The following is an 11,678-nucleotide window of genomic DNA, read 5'->3' on the forward strand; positions in this document are numbered from 1 at the left end:
GGCGAGGGGACAAGGCAGGGGGCGCAGATGGGGCTGTCCACACACGTCCTGGATACGGCGCAGGGACGGCCCGCTCGCCGGGATGCCGGGATGGCGATTGCTGGAGCTTGGTGGCCGTCCTGCTGGCCGAAACCGTCAACAACCTCCGGCAATCGAGTCGGCGACCCCCTAGCCGGTGGGGCGGGCTAGGCGCCGGTGATCAGGTGCCGGACCCGCAGGGCGGTGATCTCCGCCTGCTGACCGGCGGCGATGCGCAGCTCCTCAGCGGGCTCGTGGGCCATCCGGTCCTGGAGCAGGGCCAGCATCTCCTCGGCACTGCGCCCCGCCGCCCGGACCAGGAAGATGTAGCCGAAGCGGTCCTCGTAGGCGGCGTTGCCGGTCGCAAACGCCGCCTTGATGTCGTCGGAGGCCTCGTCCATCGCCGCCTGCTCCCGTCGGGGGGCGTCGAGGGAGACCACCGACGCCCGGGCGGTCGTCGGCGGCGCGGGGATGCCGGTCGGGCGCTCCCCGATCCGGGGATGCGCGGTGAACGCCTCGAACCAGGCCGACTCCGGCAGCCGCCACCATTCCTGCTCGGCGGCGGGTAGCAGGGCGGTCAGGGTGCCGAACGGACGGCGGGCCACCACCGCCTCGGCCCAGTCCTCCGACTCGCAGCAGGCCAGCAGCTCCTCGCGGGCGGCGTCCGGGGACAGCGCGTCGAACCAGCGCATGGCCAGCGCCTCTCGCCCGAGGGCCGTGGGCACGCCGGTCAGCCGCAGCCGGGCCAGGCCTCCGTCGGGAATCGCGTCGACGCGGACGTGGGTGGCCTGGACCGGCACCTCCAGATCGAACAGGTGCCGGGTGTTGGGCTGCACCCGCGTGCGCGGCAGCAACGGGACCCACTCGATGATCGCGTCGATGTCATCGGGGTCGAGCAGGTCGGGGTGGTCCGCTGCCCACAGCTCGACGGCCCGGGGCGCGTTGCCGCGGAAGTGGCGGGTGTCGACCTCGGCCCGCACGATCAGGCCCTGCGTCGTGAGGCGGACCGCCGCCCAGTCGTGCCCGGTGCCACGGCGACGCCGGGTCTCCCAGCCCTCCCCCATCGCCCGCGCGTCACCGGAGGCGTTGAGGTTGTGCCGGTCGCCATAGTGCATGTCGCTGGCGGCCACCACGACCCCGCCCAGATAGGCGGCCGCGAGATCGGAGGTGACCCGGTCGAGCAGGCGCGGGTCTGGCACGACCGTGCCATGCACGCGCAGCCGGGCGACGCCGCCGTCCGGATGGATGGTCAGCCGCAGATGGGTGATCCGAAGCCGGCCCGCCTCCGCCACGGGCAGCACGTTGACCGCGTCGGCGGCGATCGGCGTGTGCGGGACCAGTTCCACCCAGTCGACGGCGTCGTCGGCGACCTCGGCGGCGGAGGGATAGCCGGCGACCGTCGCCCCGTGGATCTCGACCGCCTCGGGGGCGTTGCCGGTGAAGTGGGTGGTGTCGACGGTGATCGCGTGGGCGATACCGGGCGCGCCGAGGCGGACGATGGCCCAGTCGGCCCCCGGCAGGTCACGGCGGCGGCGGGTCTCCCAGCCGTCGGTCCACTGGCCCCGTTCGGTGAACACACCGGGGCGCACGATCGGCGGCTCGGACAGCAACATCCGCTCCGCGAACGCGAAGAACTCGTCGTTGACGGCCACGACCGTGCCGCCGGAACGGGCTGCCGCCAGGTCGACGAGGTTGGTCAGGTCGGGCTCGTCACTCATCAGGATCCTTCTCTCGGTTCGAGCGGTGTCACCTGCGGCGACCTGCCATTCTGTGGTCTTTCGGGCGGCCGCCAGGTCACCACCGGGGGTGGCTGCGGACCCTGCGGGACAAGATGGGCCAGCGCGTTGGCGGGACGCAAAGGGTACGTCCCGTCGACGCCTGCGGGTGGTCCGGGCCGGCGCCGCTGGGCCGGATCAGAGCCCCCCGCCCGCGCCCGCCGCCGACGTGGCCCCCGGCGGCGGGAAATCCTGACCCGATCGGGCGATGCGGTGATCCTCACCGTGTCAGCAGGCGTCCCCGCGGCGGGCGGTCACCGTCCGCACGCACCCCCCGCAGATAGGTCGCCCGGACGACTCCGTCGAGGCTGCGTCCAGCGTAGGGCGTGAGTGGGTGGCGGTGGCGCAGCATGGACGGCTCGACCAGGAAGGATGCCTCCGGGTCGAAGACGACGAGGTCGGCGTCCGCGCCGACAGCCAGCCGGCCCTTGCCGCGCAGCCCGGCGAGGTCCGCGGGACCCGCGGACATCCAGCCGACCACGTCGGCGAGGGTGTGCCCCCGGGCGCGGGCCTGGGTCCACACCGCGGGTAGCCCGATTTGCACGGACGCGATGCCGCCCCAGGCGGCCGCGAAGTCGCCGCTGTCGATGTGCTTGACCTCGGGGGTCGACGGCGAGTGGTCGCTGACGATCCCGGTGAGCAGCCCCGCCGACATCGCGTCCCACAACCGGTCCAGGTTCGTCCTGCCCCGGATGGGCGGCGCGCATTTGAACACCGTGGCCCCCTCGGGGACCTCCTCGGCGGTGAACGTCAGATAGTGCGGGCAGGTCTCGGCGGTCAGCGACAGCCCCTCCTCCCGGGCGGCGAGGATCTCGTCGAGGGCGTCGGCGGCGGACAGGTGCAGCACGTGCAGCCGGGCACCCGTCGCCGCGGACAGCGCCGCCAGCCCCGCCACCGCCTGCGTCTCCGCCGCCGCGGGCCGGGAGGCCAGCCAGCTCGCGAAGGCCCGCCCGGCCACCGGCGGCGCCGCGGCGAGGACCGCCGGCGCCTCGGCGTGCACGACCGTGAGGGCGCCCATCCGGGCGGTGTGCCGGGCGGCGGCGGCCAGCACCTCCATCGAGACGTGCGGGAACTCCTCGACCCCCGACGGGGCCAGGAACGCCTTGAAGCCGAAGACACCGGCGTCGTGCAGGGCGGCCAGATCGGCGAGGTTCCGGGTGTCGGCGCCGATGATGCCGCCCCAGAACCCGACATCGACGGCGATCTGCCCCTCGGCCACCGCCCGCTTGGCCGCGAGCGCCGCCAGCGAGGTCGTCGGCGGAATCGAGTTCAGGGGCATGTCGATGATCGTGGTGACGCCGCCCGCCGCCGCGGCACAGGTCGCGGTGGCGAATCCCTCCCACTCCGTCCGACCAGGCTCGTTGACATGCACGTGGCTGTCGACCACACCGGGTAGCAACGCCAGGTCACCGACGTCGGTGACCAGGGCGTCCGCCGGTACCTCGGTGGGTTCGGTGATCGCAGTGATCCGGCCGTCGGCGAGGTGCACCGCCGCCGCCCGCTCGCCCTCGGGCAGGACCACCCGGCTGGACCGCAGTACCTGCGGCCGCTCCGGCAGGCCCACCAGCGCACCCGGGGAGTTGTCACTCACCGGTCGAACCACCCCCAGCCGTGTCGACGTCGGCGCGGGTCGGCAGGTCGCCGCGGGTCGGCAGGTCGCCGCGGGTCGGCAGGTCGACGAGGTCCTGCGGGCGCACCGGGACCCGCCGCAGGTCCCGCCCGACCGCCGCCCGGATGGCGGCGACGATCGCGGGGGTGGCGGTGCAGGTCGGCGCCTCCCCGACGCCCTTGACCCCGTAGGGCGCGTCGGGCTGCGGCTCGGTGACGGCGACGAAGTCCAGATCGGGGACGTCGGCGGTGGTCGGCAGCAGGTAGTCGTGGAAGGTCGGGTTGACCACCACCCCGTCCACGGTGACCAGCTCCTCCATCAGGGCGAGACCCAGCCCCTGGGCGGTGCCCCCCTCGACCTGCCCACGCAGGGACAGGGGGTTGAGCACGGTGCCGCAGTCCTGGGCCAGCGCCATCGACACGACCCGGACCAGGCCGAGGTCGATGTCCACGTCGACGACCGCGCGGTGCGCCGCGCCGGCGAAAGCCACGTGCGGATCGCCCTGGCCATCGGCGTCCAGTGCGGTCGTCCGCCGGTGGTGGAACGTGTAGTCAGCCTCGATCGGGCCCTCGACCAGCGCGTCGGCGATGCGTACGCGCAGCCCGGCCTCCACGCCGACGATCTCCCCGGCGACGATCCGCAGGGTGCGCCGGGGGGCCTCCACGACCTCGGCCGGCAGTCCGGCGGCCCGCGCGACCCGGGCGAACAGCCGGTCGGCGACCGCGGCACAGGCGCCACGCACCGCGCCGCCGCTCATCCAGGTCTGGCGGGAGGCGCTGGTGGAACCGGCGCTGCCGACGGCGGTGTCCGCGGGGGCGAGGACGACCTGCTCGACGCCGAGCTCGGTGCGGGCGATCTGCCCGGCGATGGTGACGAAGCCCTGGCCGACCTCCGCGCAGGCGCTGTGCACCCGCACACGCGGCGTGCCGTCATCGGTCAGGTCCAACCGGACGCGGGCGGCCGACGAGTCGTCCATGCCCTCCGAGAAGAGCAGGTTCTTGTAGGCCAGGGCGTAGCCGACGCCGCGGCGCACCCGGCTCGGTTCCGCTGCGGCGGGCAGGCCGCCGGGCAGGGCGAGGCCGGTGACGTCCGCGGCCGGCGGTGGGGGCAGCGGACGGGCGGCGACAAGCTGGATGAGTTCCCGCGCCGGCAGCGGGCCGCCGAGTACCTGTCCGGTGGGCAGGACATCCCCCGGTCGGACGGCGTTGCGGGTCCGCAGGTCGACCGGGTCCAGGCCGAGCGCGTCGGCCAACCGGTCCATCTGGGCCTCGTGGCCGATGGTCACCTGCGGCACACCGAATCCCCGCATGGCCCCGCAGGGTGGGTTGTTGGTCCGCACGGCCACCCCGCGCAGCCGGGCGTGGGGGACCCGGTAGGGGCCGGCGGCATGGGTGAGCGCGTTCGCGAGTACGGCGGGGGACGACGACGCGTAGGCGCCGCCGTCTAGGACCACCTTGGCCTGGACGCTGACCAGCTCGCCGTCGGCCGTCGCGGTGTGCCGGAACCACATCCGGGCGGGATGGCGATGCGGATGCCCCAGGAAGGACTCGACCCGGTCGTAGGCGATCCGCACCGGCGCACCCGCCGCTCGGGCCAGCAGCGCGCCGTGGATCTGGAGGGTGATGTCCTCACGTCCCCCGAACGCACCCCCCACGCCCGCCAGGGTGAGGCGGACGAGGTTCTCCGGGATGCCCAGGCAGGCGGCGAGCTGCTCGCGGTCCGAGTGCAGCCACTGGGTCGCCACGAGCAGGTCGACCCCGCCATCGGCCGCCGGGCTCGCCAGGGCCGCCTCCGGTGCCAGGAACGCCTGGTCCTGCATGCCGACCACGTAGCGGTCCTCGACGACGACGGGACCGTCGACCCCGGGCTCGCCGTGCCGGATGTCGATCTCACGGAAGAGGTTGCCGGCGGGGTGCAGCGGTTGCGCGTCCGCGGCCAGCACCCGCTCCGGGTCGGTCGCCGGACGCAGTGGCTCGTAGTCCACCTCGATCGCGGCGAGCGCGCGGCGGGCGGTCGCGGCGTCGACGGCGGCCACGGCGGCGACCGGCTCACCGGCGTAGCGCACCTCGGTGGCGGCGAAGACCGGCTGGTCGGCGACGATCAGCCCGTAGGTGGCCACGCCTGGCACGTCGGCGGCCAGGACCACAGCGGCCACACCGGGCAGACGGCGGGCCGCGGCGGCGTCGACCCGCCCGATCCGGGCCCGCGGGTACGGCGAGCGCAGTGTGCGCGCGTGCAGCATCCCCGGCACCCGCAGGTCGCCGGCGTACGGGAACGCGCCGGTCACCTTGTCTGGTCCGTCCGGGCGACGCACCGACCGTCCGATCTCACCAGCCACGACCCCACCGCCCACGATCTCATCACCCATCCGGCTCACCCCCCATCTGGGCGGTCCTGGGCGTTCCCAGGTGCGTGAGCATCAGCTGCTGGGATGATGCCGCGCTCAGCCTGGACCGCCCGCACGGCGGCGAGGATGCGGCCGTAGCCGGTGCACCGGCAGATGTTGCCCGACAGCGCCTCGCGGATCTCCCCTTCGTCGGCGTCCGGGTGGCGGGTCAGCAGGTCCGTCACCGCGACCACGAAGCCAGGGGTGCAGAAGCCGCACTGCACCGCCCCCTCGGCGAGGAACATCGCCCGGATCGCCCGGGTCAGCCCCGCACCGCCCAACCCGGCGACGGTGACCACCCGGGAGCCGTCGGCGTCCGCGGCGAGCACCGTGCAGGACGCCGCGAGCCGGCCGTCGAGCAGCACCGAACAGGCCCCACACCGGCCCTGCTCGCAGGCATCCTTGACCGCCGTCACCCCGAGCACGTCCCGCAACACGGTGAGCAGTGAATCCTCGATCCGAGCGCCGTTCACCGAGCGCAGGAAGCCGTCGACGTTCAGCCGGTAGCTCTCACCACTGTCCGTTCGGGCCTCCCCACCGCCGGAACTACCTGCCCTACCTCCGGGACCGTCTGCCGCGGCGTCGAGGCCGTCCGCGGACACGGCGGTCACCGCTGCCCACCGGCGGCGGACCCCCGCGCGGGGTCGCCGGCGGCGGGCGCGGTCAGGTGATGAAGGCAGCGGGCGAACGCCCGACCGGCGAGCACCCCCGCCGCGTGCCAGCGGTACTCCACGGACCCCCGCGGACCCGCGGGTAGCGCCGGAGCGACCCGGGCGGCCTCCTCGACGACCAGGTCACCGAAGCGCCGGGCCGTCGGCGGGGATACCGTCCCCGTCGACCAGTCGACCTCGTCCCGGGCGTACCGCTCGGCCTGACCCATCCGGGCCGGCAGCATGCCGACTCCCCCGATGGCGCACGTCAGCCGGTGGCGCACCCGGTCCACCAGGACCGCGCAGGAGACGACCGCGGGATAGGCGGCCTGACGCTCACCGATCTTGAGGTAGACCTGCGGACCGCCCGGACGGGCCAGCCGCACGGCGGTGACGAGGGCGTCCGGAGCCAGGCCGTCGGCGAGGAAGTGCGGCAGGGACATCCGGTCCGGTCCTCGTGGCGAGGCGGTGAGCACCTCCGCGTCGGCGGCGGTCAGGAAGGTGAGCAGGTCACCAGCGGGCCGCACCGATCCCAGCGCACCACCGACCGTGCCGGTGTTGCGGATCTGCACGGAGCCGACCACCCGAGCGGCCCGCGCCAGGCCCGGCGACAGCGACCAGCCTGCCAGGTCCGTGTAGGTCGCCCCGGCGCCGATGGTCAGGCTGTCCGCCCCGGCGCCGCGGACCCGTAGTTCGAGCACCCGGCGCAGGGCGATGACCGCCTCCGCGGAGCGCTCCCCGGACCGCAGCGCGGGGACCAGATCGGTGCCGCCGCCCAGCAACGCCACCGCGGCGCCGGAGTCGTGCGCGGCGGCGAGCATCTCCACCGCCTCGCCGACAGTGCGTGGCCGGAACATCGTGGACGTCATCCCGCCGGCCATCACGAGGACCACTCCCCCCGGTACCGCAGCGGGCCGGAGCACGCGCGCTCAGACCACGCCCGCTCGGACCACGCCCGCTCAGGCCACGTGCGCCACGTCCTGGACCGCACCCGCCCGAACGGACCCAGGGCGGGGAATCCGGGTGGACCCGACGGGCGGTGCCGGCCGGCGCGCCGGGGGACAGCGGGGCAGGCGGACGAACGGTGCATGGCAACCGACCCTAGAGGCGGAAAGTTACAATGATGTTCGACCAGTCAGACGCTCCGTGAGCCTGCCCGATCGAGCTGAAGGGGCCGGCGCACTCCGTCTCACCGGGGCGTCGCCACATCCCACCGACCTGAACCATCACCGGCTACCCAACACGCCATCACCGAGTGTTACATACTCGACGTCGGGTCGAAACACCGAGCCGCTTCGCTCCCGAAATGGGACTTTTGTCCCCTCCGTTCCCGAAGCCCACGCTTCTCGGTCTTTCGTCGCATCTCATAACGAGACCGGTAAGTACCGCGCCGACCATGGCGTGTCCCGGCGAACAATTCCCTCCGGAGAGGGACGGCACGCGACCGAGCTGAGGTGGGCTTGACACATCGCCTGAAGAACACCACGGCCGCGTTGCGCCATGGCTGGCATCCGGTGGCGCGCTCCGGCGAGGTCGCCGACGAACCGGTGGCGGTGCGGCTGCTGGGTGACCCATGGGTCATCGCCCGTCTGGACGATGGCCTGGCGGCGTTCGCCGACCGGTGCCCGCACCGGCTCGCGCCGCTGTCGGCCGGCCGGGTCGATGCGCGCGAGCTCGTCTGCGGCTACCACGGCTGGCGTTTCGTCGCCTCCGGCGATTGCACCGCGGTCCCCGCCCTGGGCCCCGGGGTGCCCGCCCCCAAGCGGGCCAGGGCCACCCCGCCGTGGGGCGTGGTCGAGCGGCACGGCCTGATCTGGCTCGCCCCGGAGGAACCGTTCACCGACCTGATCGAGATCCCCGAGGCGGACGAGGCAGGATTCGACTCGGTCTGGCTCGAGCCGTCACGGTCCTCCGCCTGCGCCGGCCTGCTTGCCGACAACTTCCTGGACACGGCGCATTTCCCGTTCGTGCACGCCGACACGATCGGCGCCGGCGAGGACACCGTCGTCGGGCCCTACCGGGTGACGCAGGACGGCGACGGCTTCGTCGTGCAGATGGAACAGCGGGTCGCCAACCCGGAGGATCCCAAGGTCGCCACCGGCGATCATCCGCTCGTTCAGCGCCGCTGGTCGACCTACGTGTACCGGCCGCCGTTCATGCTGCGGCTGCGCCTGGAATACCCGGACGCCGGAATGATCAACACGATCCAGTTCTGCCTGCAGCCGGAGGATGCGGGATCGACCCGGATCTACACCAGGCTGCTGCGCGACGACCTGGGCGGGGACGCCGCACGGCGAGCCGAGGCCGCCCGCTTCGAGCAGGCTGTGCTCGAAGCGGACCTCGCGCTGCAGGAACGGTTCGACCTCGACGGTCTGCCCCTGATCGCCATCGCCGCCGACGGCGACCCCGTCGAAGAGGTGAGCATCCGGGCAGACGCGGCGGGGGTGGCGCTGCGCCGCGCGCTGGCGTCCCTGGTCGATCAGGCGGCCCGGCTGCCGGCAGCCTCCGGGCGCTTGGCCGGTGGGCGAGACCGGCCGCTCACCGCCGCCCGCCGCACCGCCGCCCGCCGCACCGCCGGACGGCCCACCGGCACCGCCCCGTGAGAGGCGTGCACGGGAGCGGAGCCGTGCGGGTTCTCCGGTGAGGACAAATCGGACGCCGAACCCTCCAGAAGGACCCGGGTAGGCGCTCTCGACTACCTATGATCGCAAGAGGATTCGGACGCATCTGGCACGGTCCGACTGCTGCGGGCGGCGGCGGATATCCGACACCCCAGCGGGGACAACATTCCAGCTCAGTGGCCCACCACCCGACCTAGGATGGAGTTCGGATCCGGGCCGGGAGGCACGAAATTCATGACGGAGCGTGGTTGGGCTCGGCCGATCACCGACGCGAGCTGGGCAGATCTCGACCCACGCGAATTCGAGCGGTTCCGTCGGCTGGTGGGCGCCGCAGGGTCGCGCGCCGACGCCGGTCTCGCCGGCCTGCCGGACCGTGAGCTGGCCGCCGCCCTCGGCGTGGCAGGCCAGGCAGCCTCGGAGCAGGGCACGGCGGAGCCGGCCCTGCTGCCCGAGGCCCTGCTGTTGTTCGGCCGACCGGCGGCGATTCGCTGGTTCCTGCCCTGGCACGAGGCCGCGATGCAGGTCCTGCGCGCCGACGAGGCCGTGGTGAACGACTTCTTCCACTGGCCGCTGTTCCGGCTCGCCGAGGAGCTGCTGGCCCGCTTCCGCGCCCGCAACACCGAACAGGTCGTCCGGTTCGAGCTCGTACGGGTGCAGGTTCCCGCCTTTTCGGAGCTGGCGTTCCGGGAACTGATCACCAATGCGCTGACCCATCGGGACTACGACGTTCCCGGCGCCGTCCACGTGCGGTGGGCGGACGACCGGATCGAGATCACGAACCCCGTGGGGCCGGCCGCCGGACCGTCGCCGGGCACCGTGCTCGTGGGACCGCCCCGCCCGCGCAACCCCCTGCTCGTCGATGCCTTCCGGCGGGCGGGGATCGCTCATCGCACCGGGCACGGCATCGCCCGGGCCGTCGCCGACCAGCTTCGCCACGGCCTTGCGGCCCCCCGCTTCGACCACCCGGCGCAGCAGATGGCCGTCGCCACCCTGCCTGCTGCCCCTGCGGATCTGGCCTTCGCCCGGTACGTCGCGGGCCGCGAGCGGCTCGGCCAGCCGCTGGGGCGGGCCGAGCTCCAGCTCGTCACCGCTTTGCGGCACGGTCAACGGCTGCGCACCGCGCAGGCCGCCGCCCTCCTGGCCACGGACCGATCGCAGGCGCGCGCCCACCTCGTCGGCCTGCTCCAGGCTGGCCTGGTCCAGGCTGGCCTGGTCCAGGTGAGCGGCGACAGTGCTGGACGCACCTGGCACCTGACCGACCAGGTACACCGCGACCTGCGCGAGTGCGCCGCGCACGTCCGGGCCCAGACAACTGGCCGTTATCCGGCGGCACCCGTGCCGACCGCGCAGACCGCGCCGTCCGGATGGGCCATCCCTGGTGGAGGACCCGCTCTGCCCCACCGGCAGCGGGCGGCCGACGGAGGCTGAACGGGCCAGGGCATCAGGACGCCAAGGCCTCAAGGCCTTCAAGGCCTTCAAGGGCGGGTGTAGAGCAGCCGGCCAAGCGTCGCGAGGGTCCGCAGGGGAAATGGCAGCCGGCAGCCGAGATCGGCCGCAGCCGCGTCGACGGCGGCCAGCTCGCCGAGCACCGCCTCCCACGGGGCGTCGCTCATGAGACCCAGCAGCGGCAGCGGGCAGGCCGCCCGCACCCAGCCCCGGTCCACGACGACGAACCCACCGCCCATGCCCTCGACCGCTCGGGCGGCGGTCAGCATGTCGTCGTCGCGGGCACCGACCACGATCACGTGGCCGGGGGCCTGCGCCGTCGACACCCCGAGCGCGCCACGGCTGAGCCCACAGCCACGGATCAGCCCGACGTCGACCGGCCCGCCACCGCCGTCCCGCTCGAAGACCGCGACCTTGTGCAGGTCGCGGGTGGGGTCGGCGACCGCGTATCCGCCGTGCACCGTCGGCTGCACCCGCACGGTGCGCACGCCGTGTCGACGGGCCGTCTCGGTCACCGGCTCGGGGCCCGTCGCGCCCAGCGGGCCACCCTCCGGACCGCCGGCGTCCAGCGGGCCGCCTCCCGCGCCGCCTGCCACCGGCGGGCCGGCCAGCTCCCGGGGCGCGTCGATGCTGACCACCGCGACGCTGGCGTCGCGACGGCCCGCCCGGCTCAGTCCGGGGCCGGCGAAGGAACCGGCGTGCAGGTTCGCCGGCAGCCGGATTCGGCCGACGGCCCAGGCCGGCGCCAGGTCGTGGTTGTCGAACAGCGGACGGCCGTGCTCGGCGGCGATCCGGCCGCCCGCGACCACCACGTCGGGCGGCGCGGTGCCGGCGAGGGTGGACACCACCTGCAGATCGGCCAACCGGGCGGGGGCGATGGAACCCAACATCGAGTCCAGGCCGTGCACCCGTGCCGGGAGCAGGCTGGCGTGCCGGATCGCGTCGATCGGGCCAAGGCCCTGGCCGACGGCGAGCCGCACGTCATGGTCGAGATGGCCGTGGGTGGCGAGCTCGGTGACCGTCCTGCTCCTGGTCGGGCCGGGGGTGTCCAACGCCCAGCGCAGTGCGGCTGCGTCCGCCACGGGCCCCGTGCCCAGCGCGGACAGGCCGCCCGCCCCGGTCCCGGGCGGCGCCGGGGTCACCTCGACGATCGAGGTGGTGGTGGGCTGTCTC

General features: G+C 74.1%; 8 protein-coding genes. 2 read left to right on the forward strand and 6 right to left on the reverse strand.

Annotation, left to right across the window (positions count from 1 at the left end):
- Nucleotides 1–185: 185 nt before the first annotated feature.
- The 5 genes from NBZ85_RS19385 to NBZ85_RS19405 all read right to left on the reverse strand — a co-directional run bounded on the left by NBZ85_RS19385 (nt 186) and on the right by NBZ85_RS19405 (nt 7,319).
- On the reverse strand, nt 186–1,736 hold the full coding sequence (locus tag NBZ85_RS19385; RefSeq protein WP_261555637.1) for an allantoicase: 1,551 nt from the start codon (nt 1,734–1,736) through the stop codon (nt 186–188).
- 277 nt (nt 1,737–2,013) lie between these two features.
- Entirely contained in the window at nt 2,014–3,384 is a 1,371-nt protein-coding gene (gene allB, locus NBZ85_RS19390) for an allantoinase AllB (protein ID WP_261555636.1), read from the reverse strand.
- A complete protein-coding gene (gene pucD, locus NBZ85_RS19395; protein ID WP_261562352.1) occupies nt 3,377–5,770 on the reverse strand; it encodes a xanthine dehydrogenase subunit D in 2,394 nt (797 codons plus the stop codon). The genes allB and pucD overlap by 8 nt, the downstream gene beginning before the upstream one ends.
- A 5-nt stretch (nt 5,771–5,775) precedes the next feature.
- The gene (locus NBZ85_RS19400) at nt 5,776–6,399 is read right to left on the reverse strand and encodes a (2Fe-2S)-binding protein (RefSeq protein ID WP_261562353.1); all 624 of its coding nucleotides are present in this window, start codon (nt 6,397–6,399) and stop codon (nt 5,776–5,778) included.
- On the reverse strand, nt 6,396–7,319 hold the full coding sequence (locus NBZ85_RS19405) for an FAD binding domain-containing protein (protein WP_261562355.1): 924 nt from the start codon (nt 7,317–7,319) through the stop codon (nt 6,396–6,398). Before NBZ85_RS19405 ends, NBZ85_RS19400 begins: the two co-directional genes overlap by 4 nt.
- A 579-nt stretch (nt 7,320–7,898) precedes the next feature.
- Here NBZ85_RS19405 and NBZ85_RS19410 point away from each other — a divergent pair.
- Together NBZ85_RS19410 and NBZ85_RS19415 are read left to right on the forward strand one after the other, a co-directional pair.
- Nucleotides 7,899–9,041: a Rieske 2Fe-2S domain-containing protein gene (locus NBZ85_RS19410; protein ID WP_261555633.1), complete on the forward strand. Its 1,143-nt coding sequence runs from the start codon at nt 7,899–7,901 to the stop codon at nt 9,039–9,041.
- 252 nt (nt 9,042–9,293) lie between these two features.
- On the forward strand, nt 9,294–10,487 hold the full coding sequence (locus NBZ85_RS19415; RefSeq protein ID WP_261555632.1) for an ATP-binding protein: 1,194 nt from the start codon (nt 9,294–9,296) through the stop codon (nt 10,485–10,487).
- A gap of 47 nt (nt 10,488–10,534) precedes the next feature.
- Here NBZ85_RS19415 and NBZ85_RS19420 read toward each other — a convergent pair.
- Nucleotides 10,535–11,678, reverse strand: a 1,144-nt coding sequence (locus NBZ85_RS19420; protein ID WP_261562354.1) for an adenine deaminase C-terminal domain-containing protein, incomplete at its 5' end; no start/stop codon positions are given.

This window comes from Frankia tisae, from assembly GCF_025403405.1.
GTDB classification, from domain to species: domain Bacteria; phylum Actinomycetota; class Actinomycetes; order Frankiales; family Frankiaceae; genus Frankia; species Frankia tisai.

What these genes read in the sequence shown, in the direction of transcription:
- NBZ85_RS19385 (WP_261555637.1), bottom strand. Translation starts at nt 1,736, where the DNA reads ATGAGTGACGAGCCCGACCTGACCAACCTCGTCGACCTGGCGGCAGCC.
- pucD (WP_261562352.1), bottom strand. Translation starts at nt 5,770, where the DNA reads ATGGGTGATGAGATCGTGGGCGGTGGGGTCGTGGCTGGTGAGATCGGA.
- NBZ85_RS19405 (WP_261562355.1), bottom strand. Translation starts at nt 7,319, where the DNA reads ATGGCCGGCGGGATGACGTCCACGATGTTCCGGCCACGCACTGTCGGC.
- NBZ85_RS19415 (WP_261555632.1), top strand. Translation starts at nt 9,294, where the DNA reads ATGACGGAGCGTGGTTGGGCTCGGCCGATCACCGACGCGAGCTGGGCA.